Consider the following 26,984-nt stretch of genomic DNA (forward strand, 5'->3'; position numbering starts at 1 on the left):
GCATCCTGCTCTGGCTCGCCGATTTTTGAATCTGAAGAAAGTTGCGTCCGATTTAACGCTTAATAATCTGCGAAAAAAATGAAAGAAAAACGACGTGAGATTGTTAATGACAGCCTGCGGGCGTTGCATGCGCTGGCAGATCTGATGCCCCAGCTTCACGCCCATTGTTCGCTGGGCGAGATGCTTGAGACGATCAACCGGGCCTTTGGGGCAAGCCTGGCCTGGATTAGCGTTTATACTGACGGGCTACAGCGCGTGGTCTGTGCGGGGGAAGTGACCTGTCACTCATTTGAGGTGGCCGATTTTCTTGCCGGTACCCTGCTGGAGAAGCATCACCGTGCGTGGCGGGTCGTCTACTGGAAAGAGAATATCGGCCGCGCATTATTCTCCGCTCATCATCCTGGCTATTCGCAATTGCAAAGCGGGGTGTTATGCAAGCTTTCAACCCATAACGGACAAGGCAGCGGCTATTTCTTTCTGGCGTTTGCTGAGCCGTTATATTCTCTGGCCATCCTGAAAAGTATTGTTGCGGTGCTGGTCGAAAAATTAAAAGACTATTTTTCAGAAATTATCGTTCGTGAAAAAACAGCGCAGGAAATGCAGCGTGTGGTGACCCAATATAAAACCCTGTTTGAACGAGCGCCTGTTTTAATGAACTCATTCGATAAATTTAACCGCTGCGTGCTGTGGAATGCTGAGTGTGAAAAAGTGTTTGGCTGGACAATGGCGGAGATCAGCGCCCATGCCGATCCGCTCTCACTGTTTTACCCCGACCCGGAAGAGCGGCGACGGGTCAGGGAGTCGGTAAATGTCTCGCCGCTAAAGGATATGTACGAGTGGCATCCACTGCGTAAAGACGGTACGCCGTTGACGGTTTTGTGGTCAAACATTCTGCTGCCGGACAGCTCAGTCCTGAATATCGGGCTTGATATTACCGAGCGTAAAAAAGCCGAACAGCAACTGGAAGTGAAAGCCACCACGGACGATCTTACCGGGTGTTTTAACCGTTCAACCATTTTACAGCAGCTGGAATCCGCGCTGGCGGCAAATGCCAGGCAGGATGCTGACAGCCATTTTTGCGTGCTCATGTTTGACCTTGATTTTTTCAAACAGATCAACGATCGGTGGGGGCATCAGGTGGGCGATCGGGCGCTTATCCACTTTTGCCAGGCTATCCGTGAGTTAAGCCCCGAGAACGCTGCGCTTGGCCGTGTGGGCGGCGAGGAGTTTTTACTCCTGCTGGCACGAACCGACGGCAACGCGGGCGCCCTTTTTTCGGCGAGGCTACGTACTGCCCTCAAAACCAACCCGCTCGTGGTGGGAGAGAAAAAGCTGGTGCTGTCATTCAGCGCCGGGGCGGTGGAGGTCTGCCAGGGCCAACGCGATACTTCAGGATTACTGATGCGTGCCGATAAAGCATTATATGACGCCAAGCGTACGGGTCGGGGGAAAACGGTGGTGGCTGCTGATTATTTATAAATCAAAAAACAAAATACGCGCGAGTAAATAGCATAAAATGTCATGTTGCCGTTGTTGTTTTTTCACACTGCCAGAAGTTTGGCTTAATCAACGATCCTCTGTTGTGTTATCTTAAAACCTCCCGTACCCGCTGGATAATTATTTTCCTTAATTGAAACGGAACGAATACTTACAGTTTAGCTTACGGGAAAATATTATCGTCATAACGAAAATTAAGATTTTTAATACTAAAAGTCAGTTGCTAACTTCGCATGATTCATGCAACGTAATCACCTGTTAAACAAAGCATCCGGCCTTCATTACTACAGGCGTACAACATGCAGGGATATAGGGCGGGAAATGAATCGTAGCGCGCGGCGCAAGATGCTCAGGGTGGTAGGGATCATCATGGTAGTTATGCTGCCGGTGATGCTTGCGCTATGGTTTGCCCAGATAAGAGCCGTGTCGGAAACAAGCGCCCAGCTACGTACCTTTGCTGAACTGGCGTTAGACAAAACAGAACTGGTAATTCAACAGGTTGATCTGGCCCGCGACGAGGCTGAAAAATATCAGGGTGAACGTTGTACACCAGAACATCGCCAATATATGTTGAACGTTGTTCGCGGTCGTCTGTTTGTTGCGGATTTAATTTATGCAGAAGGTCAGAATTTTCTTTGTTCGACCGTTTTTACACCCGCCAATCCTTATCTGATATCCACTGCTAATTACACACGTAAACCTGACGTTGCTATCTATTATTATCGCGATACGCCATTTTTTACTGGCTATAAAATGACATATATGCAGCGCGGAAATTATGTTGTGGTGGTCAATCCGCTTTCCTACAGCGAAGTAATGTCGACAGATCATTCCCTTTCGTGGGGGGTATACGACACGGTAACGAATGCATTCTTTTCCGTTAGTCAGCGCGCGAATGTTTCTTTATTAAGTTCGATGATTCGGGATAAGGAATCGGTATTTCAAAAAGATAACCGTTTTTATACGGTCGTCAAATCCCCAAAACGGCCTATTGCCGCTATCGTGTCGACGTCGAATAAACGTTTTTATGAAATGCTTTATCACCAGGCGACGTTGACGCTACCGCTCGGGATGATCTGCAGCATAATTATTTTGCTGGTGTGGTCTCGCACCCATCGTGAACTCAATTCTCCCGGGCGGTTACTGCAGCGAGCGCTCAATAAACGTCAGCTTTGTGTCCACTATCAGCCGATTATTGATATCAAGAACAACCAGTGCGTGGGAGCCGAGGCGTTATTACGCTGGCCTGGCTTTAACGGGCCGGTCATGAGTCCGGCTGAATTTATTCCGCTGGCGGAAAAAGAGGGCATGAGCGAGCGAATTACGGATTATGTTGTCGAAGAGGTATTCAGCGATCTGGGCACATTCCTGGCAACGCATCCGCATCTCTATATTTCGATTAACCTGTCGGCCACGGATTTCCACTCTTCACGGCTGATCGCCATGATTTCGGACAAGGCCCGACACTATGCCGTACGTGCGCAGCAAATTAAAATTGAAGTCACGGAGCGCGGTTTTATTGATGTCCCTAAAACCACTCCGGTTATTCAGGCGTTCCGTCAGGCGGGTTACGAAGTGGCGATTGATGATTTTGGAACGGGTTACTCTAATCTGCACAACCTTTATTCGCTGAATGTCGATATTCTGAAAATCGACAAATCCTTTATCGACACCCTAACAACTAACAGCACCAGCCACCTTATCGCCGAGCATATTATTGAGATGGCACAAAGCCTGCGGCTTAAAACCATTGCGGAAGGGGTGGAAACAGCAGAGCAGGTGAGCTGGTTGTTGAAGCGTGGCGTTCAGTTCTGTCAGGGATGGCACTTCGCGAAAGCGATGCCGCCCCAGGAGTTTATGACCTGGCAGCAGCAACCTTTGCATTGAGAGCCATTAATTCAACTGGTGGCGATAGTCGCTCGGTGTGCGGTCAAACTCGCGGCGAAACACGCGGGAAAAGGTTTGTTGCGACACATAACCCAGATCCATCGCGATATCAAAAATGGGCCGCTGCGTTGAGCGTAAGGCCTGCGCCGCCAGCAGCAGTCTGCGCTGACGAATGTACTCACCCAGCGTCTGGTGCATAACGGTACGGAACATTCTCTGTAAATACCATTTCGAATAGCCGGATTTTTTAGCGACCACATCAATGTTCAACGGTTGGTCGATATGTTCATCAATCCATTCAATAAGTGTCTGAATAATTTGCTGATGCGACATAAGGTTGCCCCTCTGTAGATACAACTGCCCTGGTTGATTCGTCGTTTTCTCTGCGGGCGAGTATAATTCCTCAAGTTAACTTGAGGTAAAGAGGTTTTATGGAAAAGAGATTGCCGCGAATTAAAGCGTTGTTAACCCCCGGCGAAGTGGCGAAGCGAAGCGGTGTTGCGGTGTCGGCGCTCCACTTCTATGAAAGCAAAGGGTTAATTAAAAGCATCCGAAACGCCGGAAACCAGCGACGCTACACGCGTGACGTGCTCCGTTATGTCGCGATTATCAAAATTGCCCAACGAATCGGAATCCCCCTGGCCACCATCGGCGATGCGTTCGGCGTGCTGCCGGAAGGGCACTCTCTCAGCCCGAAAGAGTGGAAAGAGCTTTCCTCTCAGTGGCGTGAAGAGCTGGATCGACGCATTCACACGCTGGTAGCGCTGCGTGATGAACTGGACGGATGTATTGGCTGCGGCTGTTTGTCGCGCAGTGATTGTCCGTTGCGTAACCCGGGCGACAGGCTGGGTGAGCAGGGGACAGGGGCGCGGTTGCTGGAGGAAGACTGAGATGCGGCAGAAAACCGCACCTCATACCGCACCTCATAAAGAACTAAAGCGCCACAAAAGGGCGCTTTAGTTTTTCCCGGTCTTTGTCTTTCACTCTATCCCGCTGGTTCACGGGAGGGTTTCCCCCGACATCAGCACCCCTCATGTCGAGCGTGTTGGGGAGGTTCCGGATTGTGCTGACACTTTAATTCTATGCAAGACCCGTCTTTTCGCCAGTCGGTCAGGCCGTTTTTTAGGCGAATTTTTTTCGCGGTGTTGTTCGATTTTCTATAGTTAAAAAGTATGAATAAAAGGAGAACACAATGCTCACGGTACACCACCTGAACCAGTCCCGCTCACACCGTGTGATCTGGGCGCTGGAAGAACTTTCCCTGCCCTATGAGATTGTTCGTTACCAGCGCGAAAAGAGCATGCTGGCGCCTGAGTCGCTCAAAAAAGTGCACCCGTTGGGCAAATCGCCGGTTATTGAAGATAACGGCCTGATCCTCGCCGAGTCGGGGGCCATCCTCGAATATCTTCAGGAAACCTACGATCCTGAGTCGCGGCTTAAACCTCTGGATCCTGCGCATAAGGTGCAATACCGCTTCTGGTTGCACTATGCCGAAGGTTCGCTAATGCCGCTGCTGTTGATGAAGCTGGTTTTCAGTAGCCTCGGTAAGCCGCCCGTGCCGTTTGGTATCCGCACGTTGGGTAAAGCGCTGGGGCAGGGAGTGCAAAAAGCGTATCTCAACCGCCAGCTTGAAACCCATGCACGCTTTATTGAGTCGCATCTTGCCGAAAACAGCTGGTTTGCCGGCGACGCGCTCAGCATGGCGGATATTCAGATGAGCTTCCCGATTTTTGCCCTGCTGGCGCGCGGTGGCATCGATAACCTCCCGCATACCCAGGCCTGGAAGAAAAAGGTGGAGAGCAGCCCTGGCTGGCAAAAAACGCTGGAGCAAGGTGGCCCGTTATCGATTCCGGGTGGGGAGTGAAATGTAAACAAATTGCGCACAGACGATAACGTTTGCGCATCCTCTGTTTATTTCTTCAGCGTCATAAGGGAATTTTAGCGAAAAACGATAAAGTTCAGTTGAAAAGGGCGGGGATTAGGCTAGATAATCGTTTGCCTTAATTTGACCACCCGTTTGTAAGCGCGGAGCTAAACGTTTGCTTTTTCTGTGACGCCCCTTTCGTCGCAAATGCAAAACACGGATTTGACGTTTAGCTGGCAGTGGCGTCTCCACCACGCTTACGGACTTTCTATAAAAACTCTCAGGGGATGTTTTCTATGTCTACGCCATCTGCGCGTACCGGCGGTTCGCTTGACGCCATCTTTAAAATTTCGGCTCGCGGCAGCACCGTGCGCCAGGAAATCGTTGCCGGTCTGACCACGTTTCTGGCGATGGTTTACTCCGTCATTGTCGTTCCGGGTATGCTGGGTAAAGCAGGCTTCCCGCCGGCTGCCGTCTTTGTTGCTACCTGTCTCGTGGCGGGCGTTGGCTCCATCGTGATGGGCCTGTGGGCGAACCTGCCGCTGGCGATCGGTTGTGCAATCTCGTTGACCGCCTTTACCGCTTTCAGCCTGGTTCTGGGTCAGCACATCAGCGTACCGGTTGCGCTCGGTGCCGTGTTCCTGATGGGGGTACTGTTTACTGTTATCTCCGCCACCGGCATCCGTAGCTGGATTTTGCGCAACCTGCCTCAGGGCGTGGCGCATGGCACCGGCATTGGTATCGGGCTGTTCCTGCTGCTGATTGCCGCAAACGGCGTCGGCCTGGTGATCAAGAACCCGCTGGACGGTCTGCCGGTGGCGTTGGGGCACTTCGCGAGCTTCCCGGTCATTATGTCCCTGATCGGTCTGGCGGTGATTATTGGTCTGGAAAAACTGAAAGTCCCGGGCGGCATTTTGCTGACCATTATCGGGGTGTCCATTGTTGGCCTGATTTTCGATCCTAACGTTCACTTCTCCGGGATTTTCGCCATGCCGTCGCTGAGCGATGATAAAGGCAACTCTCTGATTGGCAGTCTGGATATCATGGGGGCGTTGAACCCGGTGATCCTGCCAAGCGTGCTGGCGCTGGTGATGACCGCGGTGTTTGATGCAACGGGTACCATCCGTGCCGTCGCGGGTCAGGCGAACCTGCTGGATAAAGACGGTCAGATTATCGATGGCGGCAAAGCGCTGACCACCGACTCCCTGAGCAGCGTCTTCTCGGGTCTGGTGGGCGCGGCTCCGGCTGCGGTGTATATCGAGTCCGCTGCGGGTACGGCGGCAGGCGGTAAAACTGGCCTGACGGCCATTACCGTTGGCGTGCTGTTCCTGCTGATCCTGTTCCTCTCTCCGCTCTCCTACCTGGTGCCGGCCTACGCGACCGCACCTGCGCTGATGTACGTTGGTCTGCTGATGCTGAGCAACGTGGCGAAAATCGATTTTGCTGATTTTGTGGATGCGATGTCAGGCCTCATCACGGCGGTCTTTATCGTGCTGACCTGTAATATCGTTACCGGCATCATGATCGGTTTCGCGTCGCTGGTGATTGGGCGTCTGGTCTCCGGCGAGTGGCGCAAGCTGAACATCGGCACCGTTGTGATTGCCGTCGCGCTGGTGGCGTTCTACGCGGGCGGCTGGGCAATCTAAGTTGTCCATTGATGCGAAAACGGGTGGCTCAGGCCGCCCGTTTTTATTTTCAGGACTCATCCCGTTGTCTTTTGCGTTACTCTGGGGAAGATAGAATAACAGGCACGACGCCTTAGGTTTGGCTTTTAAGAAACACAGCAAACAGGGAACGCATGGAAATCTTCTTCACAATACTCATCATGACTCTTGTGGTCTCGCTATCCGGGGTAGTCACACGCGTACTGCCCTTTCAGGTCCCCCTGCCATTAATGCAAATTGCCATCGGCGCGCTGCTGGCGTGGCCGACGTTTGGCCTGCACGTGGAGTTCGACCCCGAACTGTTCCTCGTGCTGTTTATTCCGCCGCTGCTGTTTGCCGATGGCTGGAAAACGCCCACGCGTGAATTCCTTGAGCACGGGCGAGAGATATTAGGTCTGGCGCTGGCGCTCGTGGTGGTCACGGTGGTCGGGATTGGCTTCCTGATCTACTGGGCGGTACCGGGCATTCCGTTAATTCCGGCCTTTGCGCTGGCCGCGGTGCTGTCACCAACCGATGCCGTGGCGTTGTCCGGCATTGTCGGTGAAGGCCGTATTCCGAAGAAAATCATGGGAATTTTACAGGGTGAGGCGCTGATGAATGACGCCTCTGGCCTGGTTGCCCTGAAATTTGCCGTGGCCGTCGCGATGGGCACGATGATCTTTACCGTAGGCGGCGCGACCCTGGAATTCTTCAAGGTGGCGATTGGCGGTATCCTGGCCGGGTTTGTGGTGAGCTGGCTGTATGGTCGTTCGCTGCGCTTCCTCAGCCGCTGGGGCGGCGATGAACCGGCGACACAGATTGTGCTGCTGTTCCTTCTGCCGTTTGCCTCTTACCTGATTGCCGAGCATATCGGCGTGTCGGGCATTCTGGCGGCGGTGGCGGCAGGGATGACCATCACCCGCTCCGGCGTAATGCGCCGCGCGCCGCTGGCCATGCGCCTGCGTGCGAACAGCACCTGGGCGATGCTGGAATTTGTCTTTAACGGTATGGTGTTCCTGCTCCTGGGCCTGCAGTTGCCGGGCATCATGGAATCCTCGCTGGTGGCGGCCGAGGCCGACCCGAACGTCGAAACGTGGATGTTGTTCACCGATATCGTGCTGATCTACATGGCGCTGATGCTGGTGCGTTTCGGCTGGCTGTGGACGATGAAAAAATTCAGCATGCGCTTCCTGACGAAAAAACCGATGGAGTTCGGCTCGTGGACCACGCGGGAGCTGCTGATCGCTTCTTTTGCTGGCGTTCGCGGGGCAATTACGCTTGCCGGTGTGCTGTCCATTCCGCTGCTGCTGCCCACGGGCGATGTCTTCCCGGCGCGCTATGAACTGGTTTTCCTGGCGGCAGGGGTGATTCTGTTCTCACTGTTTGTCGGCGTGATAATGCTGCCTCTTCTGCTGCAGCATATTGAGACGGGTGACTCGACTCAGCAGCATAAAGAGGAGCGTATTGCCCGCGCGGCGACCGCTGAAGTGGCGATTGTGGCCATTCAAAAGATGGAAGAACGTCTTGCGGCGGACACGGAAGAGAACATCGACAACCAGCTGCTGACTGAAGTGAGCTCGCGCGTGATTGGTAACCTGCGTCGTCGTGCCGATGGCCGCAACGATGTGGAAAGTTCGCTGCAGGAGGAGAACCTGGAGCGCCGGTTCCGTCTGGCGGCGCTGCGCTCAGAGCGTGCGGAGCTGTACCACCTGCGCGCCACGCGGCAAATCAGCAATGAGACGCTGCAAAAACTGCTGCACGATCTGGATTTGCTGGAAGCCTTGCTGATAGAGAATCAGTAGTCCGTGCGGGCTGATGCCCTCACCCTGATCCTCTCCACCCGGAGAGGGTCAGGGAACCCAAAATCCTTCACAGCATTTCAGCCACGCCTGCGCGCTGTGCGATAAATAAACCCCTTCGCGCCAAATCATCCCTAACTGCCAGTGTAAATCGCTTTCCAGCGGGATCCAGCGCAGGGTGTTTTTATCGAGCCGTTCGCAAATCGGCTGTGGCAATATCGCAATGCCGACGCCAGCCTGCACCATCGCGGCCAGGAAATCCCACTGCCCGCTGCGCACCGCAATGCGCGGCTTCACGTTGTGTTGATTAAACAGCGCCATCAGCTGGCGGCTGAGGGCGAAATCTTCGTTGTAAATCAGCAGCGGGTGTTCACCAAGCCGTTCGGGTTTCACCGTGTCGACCTTCAGCCAGTCACCAGAGCGGGGTACCAGCACGCACAGCGGGTGGCTAAAGAGCGGCAGCGTCGCCAGACCGCTCTCTTCCTCCACAGGAAGGGCGGTCATGGCGACATCCAGCTCGCCGTTGGTGACTGCCTGTTGAACCGTTAAGCCGCCAAACTCGGAAATTTTCAGCTCAACGCCGGGATAACGCTGGCGAAACAGGCTGATGGGGCCGGCCATCATCATCCCAACCATCGGTGGGATGCCGAGGCGCAGCAGCCCTTTTGTCAGGTGATTGATATCGCCAAGCTCCGCTTCCAGCTGGCGGAACTCCGCCAGGATCGCCAGCCCGCGTTCAAAGACGACCCGCCCGGTATCGGTCAGCAGCAGCTTGCGTCCATCGCGGATAAGCAGGGTGCAGTTCAGTTCATCTTCGAGGTTTTTCAGCATCTTGCTGATGGTGGGTTGGGTGACAAACAACTTCTCCGCTGCGCGGGTAAAACTTTGCTGACGAACCACTTCGACAAAATAGCGCAGCGTTCTTATGTCCATGATTATTCCTCGGAACTATACCTTTGATGATTTTAATTCATTTCAGTCCATTACGTGCGCTCACTATACTGGCGCCTCGTCTCATTTTTGAGGAAAACCCCCATGGCCGTGGCGTTAAGCCGTGTTACGCCTGCCGTTGTGCAACGACTTCAGGTACCGGTTCAGGTACTGCTTTATGCGGGACTGTTTGTTTTCGCGGAATATCTTGTCAACTGGTTGCATCTGCCGTTGCCTGCCAACCTGGTCGGAATGGTGCTGATGCTGACGCTTATCCTCTGCCGCGTTATCCCCCTCAACTGGGTACGCGCCGGCGCGCGCTGGCTGCTGGCGGAAATGCTGCTGTTCTTTGTGCCTGCCGTGGTCGCGGTGGTGAACTATGCGCAACTGCTGAGGGTAGATGGCTGGCGCATCTTCGCGGTCATTGCGCTGAGCACGCTGATGGTGCTGGGGGCCACCGCCTGGGTGGTTGATAAAGTGTATCGGTTTGAAATCAGCAGGCAAAAGCATGACTAACTTCCAGATAAGCGTGTTGTGCCTGATTGCCACTCTGGCGATCTACTTTGCCAATAAACGGCTGTATCGCCGTTTTCACGCGCTGCCGCTGATGCCGCTGGTCTTCACGCCGATCATGCTGGTCCTGATGCTGGTCTTCGGGCATATCTCCTGGCAGAACTACATTGGGGAATCCCACTGGCTGCTGTGGCTACTGGGGCCTGCGACCATTGCCTTTGCGGTACCGGTGTATGACAACCTGGCGATCATCAAACGCCACTGGATGTCGCTCAGCGCTGGCGTGATCACGGCCACGGTGGTGGCGGTCTGCAGTTCCGTCTGGCTGGCCCGGCTGTTTACGCTGCCCGATGAAATTCAGCGCAGCCTGGCCGTCCGTTCGGTCACCACCCCGTTTGCGCTGGCCGCGGCCAAGCCGCTCGGCGGACAGCCGGATCTGGTCGCGTTATTTGTGGTCGTGACGGGCGTCTTCGGGATGGCGGTTGGCGACATGCTTTTTTTGCGGCTGTCGATCCGTGAAGGAATGGCGAAAGGGGCGGGATTTGGCGCGGCATCGCACGGTGCGGGAACGGCACGTTCGTATGAACTCGGGCAGCAGGAAGGGGTGGTGGCAAGCCTGGTGATGATGCTCTCGGGCGTGGTGATGGTATTGATTGCACCGCTGGTGGCGTGGGTGATGTTCTGATTTCCCCGGCCGGTAAGGCCGGGGAGACGAGGTTAGTGCGCGCGGCCTTGCTCGACGCCCAGACCCGTTTGTGAGCGGATAAACTGGGCGCGGAATTTCTCACGCTCCAGGTTACCTTCCGGCGAGTTATCGGTCGCGGAGAAGACCCAGATACCAATAAACGCCACGGCAATGGAGAACAGCGCCGGGTATTCATACGGGAAGATAGCGCTTTCGTGACCGAGGATCTGTACCCAGATCGTCGGGCCAAGGACCATCAGAATCACGGCCGTCAAAAGCCCCAGCCAGCCGCCAATCATCGCCCCACGGGTGGTCAGTTTTGACCAGTACATGGAGAGCAGGATGATAGGGAAGTTACAGCTTGCCGCAATGGAGAAGGCCAGCCCCACCATAAAGGCGATGTTCTGCTTCTCGAACAAGATCCCCAGCAGAATAGCGACCACGCCCAGCACCAGCACGGTGATTTTCGAGACTTTCAGCTCATCACGTTCGCTTGCCCCTTTGCGGATAACGTTGGCATAGAGGTCGTGCGATACCGCAGACGCGCCCGCCAGCGTCAGCCCGGCAACCACCGCGAGTATGGTGGCGAAGGCCACGGCCGAGATAAAGCCAAGGAACAGATTACCGCCTACCGCGTCGGCCAGATGCACTGCCGCCATGTTGTTACCGCCAATCAGCCCGCCCGCCGCGTCTTTAAACGCCGGATTCGCCCCCACCAGCATGATGGCGCCAAAACCAATGATAAAGGTCAGGATGTAGAAGTAACCCATAAAGCCCGTGGCGTAGAAGACGCTTTTGCGCGCTTCACGCGCATCGCTCACGGTGAAGAAACGCATCAGGATGTGTGGCAAGCCAGCCGTACCAAACATCAGACCCAGACCGAGCGAAAGCGCAGAAATAGGGTCTTTCACCAGCCCGCCAGGGCTCATGATCGCTTCCCCTTTCGGGTGTACCGCCATCGCTTCAGTGAACAGATTATTGAAGCTGAACCCGACATGTTTCATGACCATAAAGGCCATAAAGCTGGCGCCGAACAGCAGCAGGACCGCTTTGATGATTTGCACCCAGGTCGTGGCCAGCATGCCGCCGAACAGGACGTACATCACCATCAGCACACCCACCAGCACCACCGCGATGTGGTAGTTCAGGCCGAACAACAGTTCGATCAATTTACCCGCGCCGACCATCTGCGCAATCAGATACAGCGCGACCACCACCAGCGAGCCGCAGGCGGAGAGGGTACGAATCGGCCCCTGCTTCAGCCGGTAGGAGGCCACGTCTGCGAAGGTATAGCGGCCCAGGTTGCGCAAGCGTTCTGCGATCAGGAACAAAATAATCGGCCAGCCCACGAGGAAGCCGAGGGAGTAAATCAGACCATCGTAGCCGGAGGTGTACACCAGCGCAGAGATGCCGAGGAAGGAGGCGGCGGACATAAAGTCGCCTGCAATTGCCAGCCCGTTCTGAAAACCGGTAATGTTGCCGCCTGCGGTGTAGTAATCATTACGGGAGCGCACGCGTTTCGAGGCCCAGTACGTGATGTACAGCGTCAGCAGCACGAAAATCAGGAACATGATAATCGCCTGCCAGTTGGTTGGCTGGCGCTGTACCTCGCCGGTGATGGCATCAGCGGCGTTGGCGGCAAAGGGAAGTGTGGCGGCAAGCGCCGTCAGGACTCTCTTCATGATGCTTTTACCTCTGCCAGGACTGCTCTGTTAAGACGATCGAATTCGCCATTGGCGCGCCAGACGTACACGCCGGTCAGCACAAACGAAATGATTATCACGCCAATCCCAATCGGAATTCCGCGCGTGACGCTGGTGCCCGCGTGCAGCGGCGTACCGAGCCAGTGTGGGGCAAAGGCAATCAGCAGAATAAAGCCGACGTAAATAATCAGCATGATGATGGAAAGTAAGAAGGCAAACCGTTGCCGTTTATCCACGAGCTCCCTGTAGTGCGCACTATTCTCTATCTGCTGACAAATATCGTTATTCATCAGAGGTCTCCAGAAGTATTTATAGGGGAGGTTTTTTTATTCCCTCTCCCGGGGGGAGAGGGGAGATCGCGTTACGATGGCATTGCGATGGACTGCTTCTCTTCGAGCAGTTTTTCCACCACGCCAGGATCGGCAAGCGTTGAGGTATCACCGAGGTTGCTGGTGTCACCGGCTGCGATTTTGCGCAATATGCGGCGCATAATTTTGCCTGAGCGGGTTTTCGGCAGAGAGTCGGTCCAGTGCAGCACGTCCGGCGTGGCAAGCGGGCCAATCTCTTTACGTACCCAGTTGCGCACCTCGGCATACAGCTCTGGTGACGGCTCTTCGCCATGATTCAGCGTGACGTAGGCGTAAATCGCCTGGCCTTTAATGTTGTGTGGGATCCCAACGACGGCGGCTTCGGCGATCTTCGGATGAGATACCAGCGCGGATTCAATCTCCGCGGTACCCAGACGGTGGCCGGAGACGTTCAGCACGTCGTCCACGCGCCCGGTTATCCAGTAATAACCGTCCTCGTCACGCCGGGCGCCGTCACCGCTAAAGTACATGTTTTTAAAGGTCGAGAAGTAGGTCTGCTCAAAGCGCTCGTGGTCGCCGAACAGGGTACGCGCCTGGCCCGGCCAGGAATCGGTGATCACCAGATTGCCTTCGGTGGCCCCGTCCAGCGGATTGCCTTCGTTATCCACCAGCGCAGGTTGTACGCCGAAGAACGGGTGAGTTGCTGAACCGGCTTTTAACTGCGTCGCACCCGGCATAGGGGTGATCATAAAGCCGCCGGTTTCGGTCTGCCACCAGGTGTCCATCACCGGGCATTTTTCGTTGCCGATTTTCTTCCAGTACCACTCCCAGGCTTCCGGGTTGATGGGCTCGCCAACGGAACCAAGGATGCGCAGCGAAGAGCGGTCAGTGCCTTCAATGGCCTTATCGCCTTCCGCCATTAATGCGCGGATCGCCGTTGGGGCGGTATAGAGAATATTGACCTTGTGTTTGTCGACCACCTGACACATGCGTGCCGGCGTTGGCCAGTTCGGTACGCCTTCAAACATCAGCGTAGTGGCACCACAGGCCAGCGGGCCGTAAAGCAGGTAGCTGTGACCGGTGACCCAGCCTACGTCGGCAGTACACCAGTAAATGTCGCCCGGATGGTAGTCGAATACGTACTTGAAGGTGGTAGCGGCATAGACCAGATAGCCGCCGGTGGTGTGCAACACGCCTTTCGGTTTGCCGGTTGAGCCGGAGGTGTAAAGAATAAACAGCGGGTCTTCCGCGTTCATCTCTTCCGGCTGATGTTGGTCGCTGGCTTTTTCAATCAGATCGCTCCACCACAGGTCGCGTCCTTCATTCCAGTCGATCTTGCCGCCGGTACGCTTGAGAACGATGACGTTGCTGACGGTTTTCACGTTCGGATTTTTCAGCGCTTCATCGACGTTTTTCTTCAGGGGAATGCCACGGCCAGCGCGCACGCCTTCATCGGCCGTGATCACCAGTTTCGAGCTGGAATCGACAATACGTCCGGCTACCGCTTCCGGTGAGAAGCCGCCAAAAATCACCGAGTGAATCGCACCGATGCGCGCGCAGGCCAGCATGGCTACCGCCGCTTCAGGCACCATTGGCATATAGATAGCCACCACGTCGCCTTTTTTAATGCCCCTTTCCAGCAGAACGTTGGCAAAGCGGCACACATCGCGGTGCAGTTCTTTATAAGTAATGTGTTTGCTTTGAGAGGCGTCGTCGCCCTCCCAGATAATGGCCGTTTCATTACCGCGTTCGGCAAGGTGGCGGTCAAGACAGTTTGCTGCCAGGTTCAGCGTGCCGTCTTCGTACCATTTAATGGAGACGTTGCCGGGCGCAAAGGAGGTGTTCTTCACCTTCTGATAAGGTTTAATCCAGTCAAGAATATGGCCCTGCTCACCCCAGAAGACGTCCGGGCTGGAGACGGATTGCTGATACTTCTCGTGGTACTGCTCCGGGTTTATCAGGCAACGGTCCGCAATGTTTGCGGGAATGTCGTGTTTATGTACTTGGCTCATGGCTTTTTTTCTCCTTGTAAGATGTTAATAATATGTCGCAAAAACGTTAATAGTAGGGGCTTTACAAGCTTTGTTTATTATTTGGGCTACAGATCACGCATTGTTTGAAGAGTATGAAAAATGAGCGAATGAAACTTTGAAGGAAAATAATTCACCGTACCGATTATTCACAATTTCCATTAAAAAAGCCTTTTTATAACAAAAAGTTATTGATGGGAATTGTGACAAACTCACGTCATGACCGCTTTTTGCAGCGAAATGTGCCGTTCTTTAAGGCTTGCGCAACATGCCGCGCAAATGATACTCATACGCCGCGTTAAAAAATCCCATAAACCAACGCAACACAATTCATACCCTTTCAGTATGTATCCATATTCATGCAGTTTATGTGAATAGGGCGCTTCATTGAGGAAGTCAGTTTCTATGAAAAACGTTAAAGTCAGCCTGGCCTGGCAAATCTTGCTAGCCCTTGTGCTGGGTATCCTGCTGGGTAGCTACCTGCATTATCACAGCGACAGCCGCGAGTGGCTGATTGCGAACCTGCTCTCCCCGGCAGGGGATATCTTTATTCATCTGATCAAGATGATTGTCGTACCAATTGTTATCTCAACGCTGGTCGTCGGCATTGCCGGTGTGGGGGATGCAAAACAGTTAGGCCGTATCGGCGCGAAGACAATTCTTTATTTCGAAGTGATCACGACGATTGCCATCATTCTGGGCATCACACTGGCGAACGTGTTCCAGCCAGGGTCCGGGATCGATATGTCGCAGCTGGCGACGGTGGATATTTCGAAATATCAAAGCACTACCGCTGAAGTACAGAGCCACGCGCATGGCCTGATGGGAACCATCCTTTCGCTGGTGCCGACCAACATCGTGGCTTCCATGGCGAAGGGCGAGATGCTGCCGATCATCTTCTTCTCGGTGTTGTTTGGTCTGGGCCTCTCCTCCCTGCCTGCCACGCACCGTGAACCGCTGGTCACCGTGTTCCGCTCAATTTCTGAAACCATGTTCAAAGTGACTCACATGGTGATGCGCTACGCGCCGGTTGGGGTGTTTGCGCTTATCGCGGTAACCGTGGCGAACTTCGGTTTCGCCTCCCTGTGGCCGCTGGCGAAGCTGGTGATTCTGGTTCACTTCGCCATCCTGTTCTTCGCGCTGGTGGTGCTGGGAATTGTGGCGCGCCTGTGTGGGCTGAGCATCTGGATCCTGATCCGTATTCTCAAAGATGAGTTGATTCTGGCGTACTCCACGGCAAGCTCTGAAAGCGTACTGCCGCGTATTATCGAGAAGATGGAGGCCTACGGCGCGCCGGCGTCGATTACCAGCTTTGTGGTGCCAACCGGCTACTCCTTTAACCTGGACGGCTCAACGCTGTACCAGAGTATTGCGGCTATCTTTATTGCTCAGCTGTACGGCATTGACCTGTCTCTGTGGCAGGAGATCGTGCTGGTGCTGACCCTGATGGTGACCTCAAAAGGCATCGCAGGCGTACCTGGCGTCTCCTTTGTCGTCCTGCTGGCCACCCTGGGCAGCGTAGGGATCCCGCTGGAAGGTCTGGCGTTTATCGCCGGTGTCGACCGTATCCTCGACATGGCGCGTACGGCGCTGAACGTGGTGGGTAACGCCCTGGCGGTGCTGGTTATCGCTAAGTGGGAGCACAAATTCGACCGTAAAAAAGCGCTGGCGTATGAACGCGAAGTGCTGGGTCGTTTTGATAAGACCGCAGACCAGTAAAATAAAAAGGCCGGGGTTAACCCGGCCTTTTCGCATTCCCTCTCTGTCCAAAAGAGAGGGCCGTGTAAGAGGCTTTACTCCCCACTCAACGCGTCAAATTCTTCACATCCCGTATCAAACCCTTCGGTACAGCTCAGGTTCAGCCAGTAGAGCGCTTTCTGCTTATTCGGCGTTATAAAGCCTTTCTCGCCCTGCTGGAACAGCATTCCGGCCCAGTACTCCGCGTAACCCGTACGCGAAAGGGAGGAGCTGCGTTTGAACCACGACGCGGCTTTGACGTCGTCCTGCGCCACCTCAACGCCGTTGGCATAAATCATCCCCAGCAGCATTTGCGCATCCACCGCGGAGTCGTTGTCGATATCTTCGGTTGCCGTTTGCAGCAGTGCGATGGCCTGTGGGTAGTCAGTTTTCCCTGCCTGGGTGTTGACCAGCACGCGTGCCAGCATAATTGCGCCACGTTTACTGCCGGCGATAGTGGCCTGCTGCGCCAGCGCTTTGGCCTGCGCGTAATCGCCCTGTGTAAACTGGATTTGCGATAACAACGCCATGGCGTCGACATCGCCCCCTTTTGCTGCTTTCTCTGCCCACTGCGCGGCCTGCTTGCTGTCGCCGGAACTGAAGTAGGTATCGGCAAGGTAATACTGGGCGCGGGCGTCACCCGCTTCCGCCTGTTGCTTGTACTGGCTGCCAATCTCATCCGCGTGGACGAGTGACGTAAAAAATAACAACATCAGAAAAATTGATTTCATGGATTCTTATCATCTGGGTACACGCCGCGCAGTATAATCGTCGTCGCAGAAGAAAAAAACGGGCGCGGTAAAGGTGAATGAACATTTCCAGGCGTCCGCCGCGTTTCGTCTCACAATAATACTTGTGAAAGAGGGCATTAGACGCTCGCGGGAGAGATTCTCTCACTGAATTAAAATACAAAGCCGGGTATTTATTTCGGTGCTAATGACATTATTGCTGCGGGGCAGCGTGCACAATATATATTGATAATATAAATAGCTTATTAAGAAATAAAAAAGGGGTGAATAAGTCACCCCCTTTTATTCATCGATTAATTAACAGCATTAACCCAACGCGCTTTCACGCAGTCTGGCTTTCAGCTTGCTATATTCGTCAATCACATACTGTTCCGCGGCGTGCTGGTCAGCAATCGGCTCCACGCGTACGGCGCAGTACTTATACTCCGGCGTTTTGGTTATCGGGCTTAAGTTCTCCGTCACCAGTTCGTTGCAGGCACCAATCCACCACTGGTAGGTCATATAGACCGCCCCTTTGTTAGGTCGGTCGCTGACCTGCGCACGGGTAATGATGCGTCCTTTACGCGAGTGCACCCAGATCAGGGCTTCATCTTCAATACCCAGACGCTCTGCGTCAGCGGTGTTGATCTGCGCATAGCCCGGTTCATCCGCCAGTGCCGCCAGCGCAGCACAGTTACCGGTCATAGAGCGACAGGAGTAGTGGCCCACTTCACGCACGGTAGAGAGCACCATCGGATACTCATCGGTGAGTTTATCGATTGGCGCGACCCAGTCGCAGGTGAAGAACTGCGCCAGTCCGTTCGGGGTGTCGAACTTCTCTTTAAAGAGATACGACGTGCCCTGATCGGCCTCTGACTCATCGCGGCACGGCCACTGGATATACCCCAGCTCACCCATTTTCTCATAGGTGGCACCGGTGAAGTCCGGACACAGTTTGCGCAACTCGTCCCAGATTTCCTGGGTGTTGTTGTAATGCATCGGATAACCCATGCGGGTGGCGATTTCGCTGATGATCTGCCAGTCGGTTTTCAGATCCCACTTCGGCTCCACCGCTTTGAAGAAGCGCTGGAAGCCGCGGTCTGCCGCCGTGTAAACACCTTCATGCTCGCCCCATGACGTTGACGGTAAAATCACATCCGCCGCCGCCGCGGTTTTGGTCATAAAGATATCCTGGACAATCACCAGTTCGAGATCCTCAAAGCCTTTACGCACCGCTGACAGCTCGGCGTCGGTTTGCAGCGGATCTTCACCCATAATGTAGGCGGCACGCACTTCACCGTGCGCCGCACGGTGCGGCAGCTCGCTGATGCGATACCCGGTATGTTCCGGCAGGCTCTCCACGCCCCAGGCCTTCGCGAATTTCTCACGATTTTCCGGGAACTTAACGTACTGATAGCCCGGATAGGTATCCGGCAGTGCGCCCATGTCACACGCACCCTGCACGTTATTCTGACCACGTACCGGGTTCACGCCCACATGCGGTTTGCCCAGATTTCCGGTCAGCATCGCGAGGCTTGTCAGGGAGCGTACGGTTTCCACGCCCTGATAGAACTGGGTTACGCCCATGCCCCACAAAATGGCCGCGGTTTTCGCCCCGGCGTACATCCGCGCTGCCTGACGGATCTCTTGCGCGCTTACGCCGGTTATCGCTTCAACGGACTCCGGCGTGTAGCCTTCGACAATTTTCCGATACTCGTCAAACCCTTCCGTACGGGTCGCGACGAACGCCTGGTCGTACAGATTCTCCTCGATAATGACGTGGCCCATCGCATTCAACAGCGCGATATTCGAGCCGTTTTTCAGTGCAATGTGCATATCCGCAATACGTGCCGTTTCAATTTTGCGCGGATCGCAGACGATGATTTTCGCCCCATTCTGTTTGGCGCGAATCACGTGGTTCGCGACGATAGGGTGAGAATCCGCCGGGTTATAGCCAAAAATAAACACGAGATCGGTGTTATCTATCTCGTTGATCGCATTACTCATAGCGCCGTTACCGACCGACTGGTGCAGACCTGCAACCGATGGGCCGTGTCAGACGCGAGCGCAGCAGTCGACGTTATTGGTACCAATAACGGCGCGCGCGAATTTTTGCATTACATAGTTGGTTTCATTACCGGTACCGCGTGAAGAGCCGGTAGTCTGGATCGCATCCGGGCCATACTTGGCTTTGATGGCGCTCAGGCGCGTGGCGACATAATCCAGCGCCTCGCTCCAGGAGACGGCTTCCAGCTTGCCACCGCGCTCGCGGCGGATCATAGGGGTTTTCAGGCGTGGGGTAAGGATTTGGGTATCGTTAATAAAATCCCAGCCGTAGTAGCCTTTCAGGCACAGCGTGCCCTGGTTGGTTTTCCCCTGGGCGGCCTCCGCCCGGACGATTTTGCCGTTATCGACCACCAGGTTGATCTTGCAACCCGAGGCACAATAAGGGCAAACCGTGACGACTTTTTTCATCAGTCTGCTCCAGTTAATCAATGCTTACGCCCCACTATGCAGCTTCTATGCCATTTTTTTATTGTGGGTATCAGCAGACTTTACGGCCAAAAGAGGGGCAAAACCCTGACGAAAAACAGCCAATCGTCAAAATTGACGTGTCGAATGGGCAGTGGATGTGACATGGGTTGTAATTCCGTCATGTAAAAGTCAAATTGGCTGGAGCCGACGGCAGAATAGTTCAGACTTAACATAATCCCCTGATGGAAGCATGCGATGAAACCGGCGATTCTGGTGGTTGATGACGATACCGCAGTCTGCGAGCTGCTGCAGGATGTGCTGAGTGAGCACGTCTTTAGCGTGCTCGTCTGCCATAACGGCCAGGACGCGCTGAGTCTGGTTCAGCATGAGCCACACATCACCCTTGTCCTGCTGGATATGATGCTGCCGGATATCAACGGCCTGCAGGTATTACTGCACCTGCAAAAGCAACGTCCGGAGCTGCCGGTGGTGATGCTGACCGGGCTGGGCAGTGAGTCAGACGTGGTGGTGGGGCTGGAGATGGGGGCCGACGATTATATTGGCAAACCGTTTAACCCGCGCGTGGTGGTTGCCCGGGTTAAAGCCGTGCTTCGCCGGACCGGGGCGCTGGCCGCAGACACCCCGGTGCCACGCGTGGCGGGCGTGACGTTCAATGGCTGGACGCTGGATACCTCCCGCTGTGAACTCAGCGATCCGCAACGTAATCCCGTACCGTTGACCCAGGGAGAATATGGTCTGCTGCTGGCGCTCACCCAGAACGCCCGGCGGGTGCTCAGCCGGGAACAACTGCTCGAGCTGACGCACAGCGAAAGTGCCGAGGTGTTCGACCGCACAATCGATGTGTTGATCATGCGCCTGCGCCGTAAAATAGAAGCCAACCCGCATCAGCCCGCACTCATTAAAACCGTCCGGGGGCTGGGCTACGTCTTTGCTGCCGATGTGTCTCACAGCGAGAAAGCGGCTTAAATATTCTCTTTAATAAACAGCTGCAACTCGGCCAGCGTTTTTGCCCCATCAATGGCGTTCGCAGCCAGCAGGCTTGCCCGCGCGCAGGCATGGGCCAGATAAATACTCTCGACCAGCGGCAACGCTTCATGGCAGCCGTATAAGAAGCCTGCGCAGAAGGCATCACCCGCCCCGACGCTGCCGATAATCTCTTCCCGCTCCAGCAACCAGGAGGGGATCCAGCGCCCTTCATCGTCCGGTGTTAACCCCCACGCCCCTTCCGGACAGTGGATCACCACCCGCTGACGCACGCCAGCCGCCAGAAGCTGTGAGGCGGCTTCCGCGATATGGGCAATGTGCGGGGCATCGTTCTCGTCGCGCATTTCCAGCCCGCTAAACTCGCCGGCTTCCAGTTCGTTGATGACCAGATAATCAAGATGGCGCAGGGCAGGGAGGACCAGCGGCTGGTAGCGCGGGTCACCCTTTCGCGAGACCAGATCGAGCGAGGTTTCATACCCCTGATCGCGCATCTGGGCCAGCAGCCGTGCGCTGCGGGTGCCGTACTCGTCATCGGGCATATCCAGGCTGTCGAGCAGTAACAGGTAGCCGAGGTGGAAAATCTTCATCGCGCCGTCGAGGCGGTCGAAGGCGGGCAGATCCAGAAGACGGTTGGCGCCCGGGGAGTGGAAAAAAGTGCGCTGCCCGCTGGGGTCGGTCATAACCTGCGACATAGAGGTTGGCGCAAAGGTCGTGCGCTGCACCCGCTGGCGGTTGACGTGATACTGGTCGAGCATCGCCAGGATGTAATCGCCGTCGCTATCTTCGCCAATCAGGCCGACGGCCTGCAGCGGGAGGCCAACGTGCATTTTGGCCAGCGTCAGCAGGACGTTCAGCGGCGCACCGCCGGTTGAACGTTCGCTGTGGGTAATCTCCGCCAGCCAGCCGCGCTCCGGCCATTGCACAATCTGGTGGACGTGATCCACCAGCATATTGCCGGCTGCGATAATCCCTTTACGTTCCATTATGCCTGCCCCGCGCTGCCAAAGATGCGCATTTGCGCGGCGACCGTATCGGTAATCGCCTCTTCTATACCCAGCAGCAGTTCTGCAAATTCATCGTACAGAGGCTGACGTTTTGCCATCCGTTGCTCAACGGCGGAGAGCGCGGCCTGTGACATGCCGGTATAAAAGTTGATTTTATGGATCCCCAGTTCGATGGCGCGACGAAAATCGGCATCGCTGATGCCGGAGCCGCCGTGTAAGACCAACGGCAGGCCGGTCTGCTGGCGAATGGCGTCCAGACGAGGGAAATCGAGTTTTGGCTCGCCTTTGTATTTACCGTGCGCGTTGCCAATGGCGACCGCCAGCGCATCAATGCCGGTGGCATCGACAAACTCGCGCGCCCGCAGCGGGTCCGTAAACAACGCTTCATCCGCCTGGCCATACAACGCGCCACCTTCGTCACCGCCTACCGCACCCAGTTCCGCTTCTACCGATACGCCAACCGCGTGGCACATCTTCACCACCTCCCGCGTCTGGCGAATGTTTTCTTCGTAGCTCAGGGTGGAGCCATCAAACATCACGGAGCTGAAGCCTACGCGCAGCGCACGTACCACCGCCTCGAAATGCAGGCCGTGATCGAGGTTGAGCACCACCGGAATATCATGACGGGCGGCTTCAAACCTGACCGCTTCGACCAGCGACTCCAGGGAGACATACTTAAAGTGGACTTCCGCAATATTAATGATAAACGGCGAGCGTTCCTGTTTCGCGGCAGCAAACAGCGCGCGCAAAAAATGGGAGTCGAGAACGTTAAACGCGCCGAGCGCGTAGCGGTGTTTCCTGGCGTGCTCAAGACCGTCGGCAAGAGAAATCAATGGCATTATTTACTCCTTATTTCCGAAACAGGTTGTACTCGTTGCACAACACCAGCACCGCCGGTTCGTCTTCTTCGATATTGTTATAGCGGGCAATGGGCTGTAAAAAATGGTTATCGTGTTCATCGTCATTCACCGATGACACTTCCCCCACCAGTACGTCGCCAAAACCGCGTTCGCCCCAGAAACTGTGGTACAGACCGGGGGTGAGGCAGATGCTGTCCCCGGGTTGCAGGCGTAACTGACTGCCGGGCGCGTGGGTTTGCAGACAGCCGTCGAGGGTAACGGTCACGTCGGTATTTTCAGGTTCTTGATGTGCATCGGCATTCCATAACTCGACGATCAGGTTTCCGCCGCCACGGTTGATGATGTCTTCCCGTTTACGCCAGTGAAAATGCATGGGCGTTACCTGACCATCCCGGACGTGCATGATTTTTTCGGCATAGCACTTTTCATAGGGCACGCCGTTCGGTGAGCCATTGCGCAGGGTAAAGAGCGTTAGCCCCTGTGCGGCAAAATGGTCGCCGCCGAATGCCGTTACGTCCCAGCCAAGCCTGAGATCAAACACTTCCTGCCAGGCGGCCGGATCAAGCTGCTGCCATTTCGTTGGCGGAAAACTGGCAAAGGGAGGGAGATGCACATCGTGCATGGAGAAGAACTGCCGCGTGTGGCCAAGGATTTCATTGATTTCGGAGCGTTTCATCGGGCCCCCTGGACGCTATGTCAGGCCTCACCCCAACTCTCTCGCGCGAAGAGAAGATCAGGGTGAGGGCATCAAACCGCACTACATCACTTAACTGTCCACCCTTTATAGGATCCGACGTTCTTTTTATCGATCATCGTCACCGGGATCAGCACAGGCTCTTTAGGCGCAGGTTTGCCCTGCAGAATGTCATAGCCGATCTCAACCGCTTTTGCTGCCATTACCTGCGGATCCTGAGCCGGCGTTGCGACAAACAGGGAGTTTTCACGCTTAAGCGCTTCCTCGCCGTCCGGGCTGCCGTCTACGCCAACGATAAAGAATTCATTGCGTTGGGCCTGTTTTGCTGCCAGATCGGCACCGATCGCCGTCGGATCGTTAATCGCGAACACGCCGTCGATCTTCGGATTGGCCGCCAGCAGTGAGGTCATCACTTCCAGACCGCCTTCACGGCTACCTTTGGCGTTCTGGTTATCAGAGAGCACCTTGATATCCGGATGTTTTTTGAACTCGGTCTGGCAGCCTTCGACGCGGTTTTGCACCGCGGACACTGGCGGCCCGTTGATGATGACCACGTTGCCTTTGCCTTTCAGGCGATCAGTAATGTATTTACAAGCCATTTCCCCCGCCTGGGTGTTATCGGAGGTGATGGTGGCATCCGCCCCTTCCGCCGCGACGTCAACCGCGACAACCACGATCCCGGCCTCTTTCGCGCGTTTAACCGCCGGGCCGATCCCTTTGGAATCCGCAGCGTTAAGGATGATCATGTCCACTTTGGCCGCAATAAAGTTGTCAATCTGTGCCACCTGCTGGCCGAGATCGTAACCGCTGGAGACCAGCGTCACTTTGACGTTATCCCCCGCCAGTTTGCGCGCTTCCAGCTCGGCACCTTTGGTGATCTGCACGAAGAATGGGTTGGCCAGGTCGCCCACCGTCACGCCGATGGACTTCAGATCTTTCGCCTGCGCAAACGGCGTTGCGGCAAGCAGCGCGCCAGCACAGAGCGCGGTCACTAACGGTTTCAAACGCATCTTCTCTTCCTCGCTTGTAGGGTATTGTTGTTATGCACTTTGATGGTGTCGGGTACGGTATTTGTCGATCAGCACCGCTATGATGATCACCGCCCCTTTGATCACCAGTTGCCAGAAGTAGGAGACGCCCATCAGCGTCATACCGTTGTTAAGCGTGGCGATGATCAGCGCCCCCACCAGCGTGCCGGTGATCGTGCCGATCCCGCCGACAAAGCTGGTGCCGCCGAGGATCACCGCCGCAATCGCATCCAGCTCGTAGCCCATGCCCAGGTTGCCGTTGGCGCTGTAGAGACGCGAGGCGCTCATCACGCCGCCCAGGCCCGAGAGCAGTCCGCTCATGCCGTACACAAACAACAGCACCAGCCAGACCTTAATGCCTGTCAGACGCGCCGCCTGCATGTTGCCGCCAACCGCATAAATGTGAACGCCAAGCGTGGTGCGGCGCAGAATAAACCAGCACAGCACAATTACCGCCAGCGCGATCACCACCAGCCACGGAATGGGGCCGAGGTAGTTATTGCCGATCCACTCAAAGTTAATGTTGGAGTTAATGACGGTCGTACCGTCCGCCAGCAGGTAAGCCGCACCGCGCAGTGCCGTGTAGGTACCAAGCGTCACGATAAACGGCGGCAGCCCGGCAAAAGCCACCAGCGCGCCGTTGAACAAACCCAGCACCAGGCCGAGCATGAGCGCTGCCGGAATAGAAAGCATGGCGAACTCAGGTATTAACGACACCACCATCGCCGCCACGGCCGTGGTGCCCAGAATGGAGCCGACAGAGAGGTCGATCCCGCCGGTCAGAATGATGAAGGTCATCCCTGCGGCCAGCACGATGTTGATCGACGCCTGGCGGGTGATATTGAGCAGATTACTTTCGGTAAAGAAGTTAGGCGCGATAAAACCAAATACCGCCACAATCAGGATCAAGATGGGCAAAATGCCGACCGTCTGCATCAGATCGCTCATCAGCATTTTTTTGGCAGAGGCGGACTTCGCCACCTGCTGCGGATGGGTTGAATTTGTCATAGTTGCACCGCCTGATGATGAGAGTCGTTCACGCCGGTCGCCAGCGTCATGATGTTTTCCTGAGAAATTTCTGCTCCGTGAAGTTCACCTGCAATGCTGCCTTCACGCATGACATAGACGCGGTCGCTCATGCCGACGATTTCCGGCAGCTCGCTGGAGATCATCAGGATCGCCACGCCTTTGCGCGCCATCTGGTTCATGATGCGGTAGATTTCACTTTTCGCCCCGACGTCGACGCCGCGCGTCGGTTCGTCCAGAATCAGAATGCGTGGGCCGATGGCCACCCAGCGGGAGATAAGCAGCTTTTGCTGATTGCCCCCGGACAGGCCGCCCGCGCGGACCTGTGAATGCGGCACGCGGATGTTAAGCAGGGCGATTGCATCGTCAGAAATGGTCTGCGCTTTTTTGCGGTTCAGCATGCCGAAGGTGGCGTCGCGCTCCAGCGTCGCCATGGTGATGTTCTCCTGGGCGGCCAGCTCGAGGAACAGCCCTTGTTCTTTGCGGTTCTCGGTGAGAAAACCGATCCCGTTGTCGATGGCGGCACGCGGGGAGTGGATCACCACCGGTTCGCCGTCGACCTCAATCATGCCGCCCGTGGCTTTGCGCGCGCCGAAGATCAGCTGCGCCAGTTCGGAACGTCCGGCGCCCACCAGACCTGCCAGCCCGACAATTTCTCCGGAACGCACCTGCAGACTGCAGGGGAGCACTTTCTTGCCGTCGGTAAGGTGATGCACGTTAAGACGCGGGCTGCCGAGCGGGATATCGCGCTCTTTGTTAAACAGATCGCTTAGCGGACGGCCGACCATCATCTTCACCAGCTCAGAGGCGTTCAGTTTGTCGCGCGTCAGGCTACCGACGTACTGCCCGTCACGCAGAACGCTGACGCGATCGGAGAGTTCATACACTTCCGCCATGCGGTGGCTGATATAGATAATCGCCATTCCTTCCTCTCGCAGGCGCAGTATCAGCTCGAACAGGCGATGGGTTTCACGTGAGGAGAGGGCGGCGGTGGGTTCATCCATCACCAGAATGCGGCTGTTGCGGTGCAGCGCGCGGGCAATTTCAACCTGCTGCTGCTCGGCGATGGTCAGCCTCATTACCAGGTCGGTCGCCTTGAAGTGCGCGCCCAGACGGTCAATCACCGCCTGCGCCTGTGCGGCCATCTCTTTGCGCTGTACCAGCCCCGCGCGCGACAGCTCGCTACCCAGGAAAATGTTTTCAGCGACGGTCAGATTGGGGGCAAGCTGCATCTCCTGATAAATGAGGGTGATACCCGCGGCCAGCGCATCCTTTGGCCCTTTGATGTGAAACGGCTGTCCGTCAATCAGGATCTCGCCGCTGGTGGCGGTATAGGCCCCCGCGAGGATCTTCATCAGGGTACTCTTTCCTGCGCCGTTTTCCCCCATCAGCGCGTGGATCTCACCGGGGTATACCGTCAAATCCACACCCTTGAGCGCGTGGAAATGGCCAAACGTTTTGGCAATGTTGCGCATCTCCAGTACCGGGGTTCTGCTCATGGCGGATCTCCTTGAATGTCGATATCCGCACTTCATCACAGGTTGGTAAATGCAAAATGTCAGAAGCCG

23 protein-coding genes are annotated in these 26,984 nt (G+C 55.5%); 10 read left to right on the forward strand and 13 right to left on the reverse strand.

The window, feature by feature from the left end:
• The first annotated feature begins 78 nt into the window (after window positions 1–78).
• On the forward strand, window positions 79–1,479 hold the full coding sequence (locus ACN9MQ_RS01435; RefSeq protein WP_244047595.1) for a sensor domain-containing diguanylate cyclase: 1,401 nt from the start codon (window positions 79–81) through the stop codon (window positions 1,477–1,479).
• Between the two features lie 339 nt (window positions 1,480–1,818).
• Window positions 1,819–3,384 (forward strand): EAL domain-containing protein, encoded by a 1,566-nt coding sequence (locus ACN9MQ_RS01440; protein ID WP_025206387.1) that lies wholly within the window; start codon window positions 1,819–1,821, stop codon window positions 3,382–3,384.
• A gap of 6 nt (window positions 3,385–3,390) precedes the next feature.
• Here the strand turns inward: ACN9MQ_RS01440 and soxS are convergent, their stop codons facing one another.
• Complete coding sequence (soxS, locus tag ACN9MQ_RS01445; protein ID WP_013095071.1) at window positions 3,391–3,717, reverse strand: superoxide response transcriptional regulator SoxS; 327 nt, start codon at window positions 3,715–3,717, stop codon at window positions 3,391–3,393.
• 98 nt (window positions 3,718–3,815) lie between these two features.
• Here soxS and soxR point away from each other — a divergent pair, with 98 nt between their 5' ends.
• The 4 genes from soxR (at window position 3,816) to ACN9MQ_RS01465 (ending at window position 8,693) form a co-directional block, all read left to right on the forward strand.
• On the forward strand, window positions 3,816–4,274 hold the full coding sequence (gene soxR, locus ACN9MQ_RS01450) for a redox-sensitive transcriptional activator SoxR (protein ID WP_014168225.1): 459 nt from the start codon (window positions 3,816–3,818) through the stop codon (window positions 4,272–4,274).
• 302 nt (window positions 4,275–4,576) lie between these two features.
• On the forward strand, window positions 4,577–5,248 hold the full coding sequence (locus ACN9MQ_RS01455; protein ID WP_025206386.1) for a glutathione S-transferase family protein: 672 nt from the start codon (window positions 4,577–4,579) through the stop codon (window positions 5,246–5,248).
• Between the two features lie 296 nt (window positions 5,249–5,544).
• Complete coding sequence (gene ghxP, locus ACN9MQ_RS01460) at window positions 5,545–6,894, forward strand: guanine/hypoxanthine transporter GhxP (RefSeq protein WP_020882835.1); 1,350 nt, start codon at window positions 5,545–5,547, stop codon at window positions 6,892–6,894.
• 152 nt (window positions 6,895–7,046) lie between these two features.
• A complete protein-coding gene (locus tag ACN9MQ_RS01465) occupies window positions 7,047–8,693 on the forward strand; it encodes a Na+/H+ antiporter (protein WP_014168228.1) in 1,647 nt (548 codons plus the stop codon).
• A gap of 48 nt (window positions 8,694–8,741) precedes the next feature.
• Here the strand turns inward: ACN9MQ_RS01465 and ACN9MQ_RS01470 are convergent, their stop codons facing one another.
• Window positions 8,742–9,623 carry a LysR family transcriptional regulator gene (locus tag ACN9MQ_RS01470; RefSeq protein WP_025206385.1) on the reverse strand — a complete coding sequence of 294 codons (882 nt, stop codon included), beginning with the start codon at window positions 9,621–9,623 and terminating at the stop codon, window positions 8,742–8,744.
• Between the two features lie 102 nt (window positions 9,624–9,725).
• Between ACN9MQ_RS01470 and ACN9MQ_RS01475 the strand changes: the two genes are divergently transcribed.
• Together ACN9MQ_RS01475 and ACN9MQ_RS01480 are read left to right on the forward strand one after the other, a co-directional pair.
• A complete protein-coding gene (locus tag ACN9MQ_RS01475; protein ID WP_032679393.1) occupies window positions 9,726–10,136 on the forward strand; it encodes a CidA/LrgA family protein in 411 nt (136 codons plus the stop codon).
• Window positions 10,129–10,818, forward strand: a complete 690-nt coding sequence (locus tag ACN9MQ_RS01480) for an LrgB family protein (RefSeq protein WP_032679394.1) — start codon at window positions 10,129–10,131, stop codon at window positions 10,816–10,818. The genes ACN9MQ_RS01475 and ACN9MQ_RS01480 overlap by 8 nt, the downstream gene beginning before the upstream one ends.
• A gap of 32 nt (window positions 10,819–10,850) precedes the next feature.
• On the opposite strand, the gene actP is transcribed toward ACN9MQ_RS01480, so the two are convergent.
• The 3 genes from actP to acs all read right to left on the reverse strand — a co-directional run bounded on the left by actP (window position 10,851) and on the right by acs (window position 14,841).
• Entirely contained in the window at window positions 10,851–12,500 is a 1,650-nt protein-coding gene (gene actP / locus ACN9MQ_RS01485) for a cation/acetate symporter ActP (protein WP_014168232.1), read from the reverse strand.
• On the reverse strand, window positions 12,497–12,811 hold the full coding sequence (locus ACN9MQ_RS01490; protein ID WP_014168233.1) for a DUF485 domain-containing protein: 315 nt from the start codon (window positions 12,809–12,811) through the stop codon (window positions 12,497–12,499). The genes actP and ACN9MQ_RS01490 overlap by 4 nt, the downstream gene beginning before the upstream one ends.
• Window positions 12,812–12,882: 71 nt before the next feature.
• Window positions 12,883–14,841 (reverse strand): acetate--CoA ligase, encoded by a 1,959-nt coding sequence (gene acs / locus ACN9MQ_RS01495; protein ID WP_346590245.1) that lies wholly within the window; start codon window positions 14,839–14,841, stop codon window positions 12,883–12,885.
• Window positions 14,842–15,264: 423 nt separating this feature from the next.
• Between acs and gltP the strand changes: the two genes are divergently transcribed.
• Window positions 15,265–16,578: a glutamate/aspartate:proton symporter GltP gene (gene gltP / locus ACN9MQ_RS01500; RefSeq protein WP_013095082.1), complete on the forward strand. Its 1,314-nt coding sequence runs from the start codon at window positions 15,265–15,267 to the stop codon at window positions 16,576–16,578.
• Window positions 16,579–16,652: 74 nt separating this feature from the next.
• On the opposite strand, the gene ACN9MQ_RS01505 is transcribed toward gltP, so the two are convergent.
• Window positions 16,653–17,327, reverse strand: coding sequence for a tetratricopeptide repeat protein (locus tag ACN9MQ_RS01505; protein WP_014168236.1), 675 nt, complete (start codon window positions 17,325–17,327; stop codon window positions 16,653–16,655).
• A 324-nt stretch (window positions 17,328–17,651) separates the two neighbouring features.
• Window positions 17,652–19,799, reverse strand: a complete 2,148-nt coding sequence (gene fdhF, locus ACN9MQ_RS01510) for a formate dehydrogenase subunit alpha (RefSeq protein WP_078774721.1) — start codon at window positions 19,797–19,799, stop codon at window positions 17,652–17,654.
• A 255-nt stretch (window positions 19,800–20,054) separates the two neighbouring features.
• Between fdhF and ACN9MQ_RS01515 the strand changes: the two genes are divergently transcribed.
• A complete protein-coding gene (locus tag ACN9MQ_RS01515; RefSeq protein WP_426021608.1) occupies window positions 20,055–20,786 on the forward strand; it encodes a response regulator in 732 nt (243 codons plus the stop codon).
• Here ACN9MQ_RS01515 and ACN9MQ_RS01520 read toward each other — a convergent pair.
• The 6 genes from ACN9MQ_RS01520 to ACN9MQ_RS01545 all read right to left on the reverse strand — a co-directional run bounded on the left by ACN9MQ_RS01520 (window position 20,783) and on the right by ACN9MQ_RS01545 (window position 26,915).
• Entirely contained in the window at window positions 20,783–21,790 is a 1,008-nt protein-coding gene (locus ACN9MQ_RS01520) for a carbohydrate kinase family protein (protein WP_086462941.1), read from the reverse strand. The genes ACN9MQ_RS01515 and ACN9MQ_RS01520 overlap by 4 nt on opposite strands.
• Complete coding sequence (locus ACN9MQ_RS01525) at window positions 21,787–22,647, reverse strand: ketose 1,6-bisphosphate aldolase (RefSeq protein WP_044857685.1); 861 nt, start codon at window positions 22,645–22,647, stop codon at window positions 21,787–21,789. The genes ACN9MQ_RS01520 and ACN9MQ_RS01525 overlap by 4 nt, the downstream gene beginning before the upstream one ends.
• A gap of 10 nt (window positions 22,648–22,657) precedes the next feature.
• On the reverse strand, window positions 22,658–23,344 hold the full coding sequence (locus ACN9MQ_RS01530) for a D-lyxose/D-mannose family sugar isomerase (RefSeq protein WP_059306578.1): 687 nt from the start codon (window positions 23,342–23,344) through the stop codon (window positions 22,658–22,660).
• Between the two features lie 86 nt (window positions 23,345–23,430).
• Complete coding sequence (locus ACN9MQ_RS01535) at window positions 23,431–24,372, reverse strand: ABC transporter substrate-binding protein (protein ID WP_014168243.1); 942 nt, start codon at window positions 24,370–24,372, stop codon at window positions 23,431–23,433.
• Window positions 24,373–24,402: 30 nt separating this feature from the next.
• Window positions 24,403–25,398: an ABC transporter permease subunit gene (locus ACN9MQ_RS01540; RefSeq protein ID WP_014168244.1), complete on the reverse strand. Its 996-nt coding sequence runs from the start codon at window positions 25,396–25,398 to the stop codon at window positions 24,403–24,405.
• The gene (locus ACN9MQ_RS01545) at window positions 25,395–26,915 is read right to left on the reverse strand and encodes a sugar ABC transporter ATP-binding protein (RefSeq protein WP_020882824.1); all 1,521 of its coding nucleotides are present in this window, start codon (window positions 26,913–26,915) and stop codon (window positions 25,395–25,397) included. Before ACN9MQ_RS01545 ends, ACN9MQ_RS01540 begins: the two co-directional genes overlap by 4 nt.
• Window positions 26,916–26,984 lie beyond the last annotated feature (69 nt).

The sequence above is a fragment of the Enterobacter sp. R-25 genome (assembly GCF_049913205.1).
Lineage (GTDB): Bacteria > Pseudomonadota > Gammaproteobacteria > Enterobacterales > Enterobacteriaceae > Enterobacter > Enterobacter ludwigii.

Bases quoted from the DNA above. Each gene is read 5' to 3' on its own strand.
- actP (WP_014168232.1), bottom strand. From the start codon at position 12,500: ATGAAGAGAGTCCTGACGGCGCTTGCCGCCACACTTCCCTTTGCCGCC.
- ACN9MQ_RS01465 (WP_014168228.1), top strand. From the start codon at position 7,047: ATGGAAATCTTCTTCACAATACTCATCATGACTCTTGTGGTCTCGCTA.
- acs (WP_346590245.1), bottom strand. From the start codon at position 14,841: ATGAGCCAAGTACATAAACACGACATTCCCGCAAACATTGCGGACCGT.
- ghxP (WP_020882835.1), top strand. From the start codon at position 5,545: ATGTCTACGCCATCTGCGCGTACCGGCGGTTCGCTTGACGCCATCTTT.
- soxR (WP_014168225.1), top strand. From the start codon at position 3,816: ATGGAAAAGAGATTGCCGCGAATTAAAGCGTTGTTAACCCCCGGCGAA.
- ACN9MQ_RS01515 (WP_426021608.1), top strand. From the start codon at position 20,055: ATGAAACCGGCGATTCTGGTGGTTGATGACGATACCGCAGTCTGCGAG.
- gltP (WP_013095082.1), top strand. From the start codon at position 15,265: ATGAAAAACGTTAAAGTCAGCCTGGCCTGGCAAATCTTGCTAGCCCTT.
- soxS (WP_013095071.1), bottom strand. From the start codon at position 3,717: ATGTCGCATCAGCAAATTATTCAGACACTTATTGAATGGATTGATGAA.
- ACN9MQ_RS01470 (WP_025206385.1), bottom strand. From the start codon at position 9,623: ATGGACATAAGAACGCTGCGCTATTTTGTCGAAGTGGTTCGTCAGCAA.
- ACN9MQ_RS01435 (WP_244047595.1), top strand. From the start codon at position 79: ATGAAAGAAAAACGACGTGAGATTGTTAATGACAGCCTGCGGGCGTTG.
- ACN9MQ_RS01525 (WP_044857685.1), bottom strand. From the start codon at position 22,647: ATGCCATTGATTTCTCTTGCCGACGGTCTTGAGCACGCCAGGAAACAC.
- ACN9MQ_RS01475 (WP_032679393.1), top strand. From the start codon at position 9,726: ATGGCCGTGGCGTTAAGCCGTGTTACGCCTGCCGTTGTGCAACGACTT.
- ACN9MQ_RS01545 (WP_020882824.1), bottom strand. From the start codon at position 26,915: ATGAGCAGAACCCCGGTACTGGAGATGCGCAACATTGCCAAAACGTTT.
- ACN9MQ_RS01480 (WP_032679394.1), top strand. From the start codon at position 10,129: ATGACTAACTTCCAGATAAGCGTGTTGTGCCTGATTGCCACTCTGGCG.
- ACN9MQ_RS01535 (WP_014168243.1), bottom strand. From the start codon at position 24,372: ATGCGTTTGAAACCGTTAGTGACCGCGCTCTGTGCTGGCGCGCTGCTT.
- ACN9MQ_RS01540 (WP_014168244.1), bottom strand. From the start codon at position 25,398: ATGACAAATTCAACCCATCCGCAGCAGGTGGCGAAGTCCGCCTCTGCC.
- ACN9MQ_RS01440 (WP_025206387.1), top strand. From the start codon at position 1,819: ATGAATCGTAGCGCGCGGCGCAAGATGCTCAGGGTGGTAGGGATCATC.
- ACN9MQ_RS01530 (WP_059306578.1), bottom strand. From the start codon at position 23,344: ATGAAACGCTCCGAAATCAATGAAATCCTTGGCCACACGCGGCAGTTC.
- ACN9MQ_RS01455 (WP_025206386.1), top strand. From the start codon at position 4,577: ATGCTCACGGTACACCACCTGAACCAGTCCCGCTCACACCGTGTGATC.
- ACN9MQ_RS01490 (WP_014168233.1), bottom strand. From the start codon at position 12,811: ATGAATAACGATATTTGTCAGCAGATAGAGAATAGTGCGCACTACAGG.
- ACN9MQ_RS01505 (WP_014168236.1), bottom strand. From the start codon at position 17,327: ATGAAATCAATTTTTCTGATGTTGTTATTTTTTACGTCACTCGTCCAC.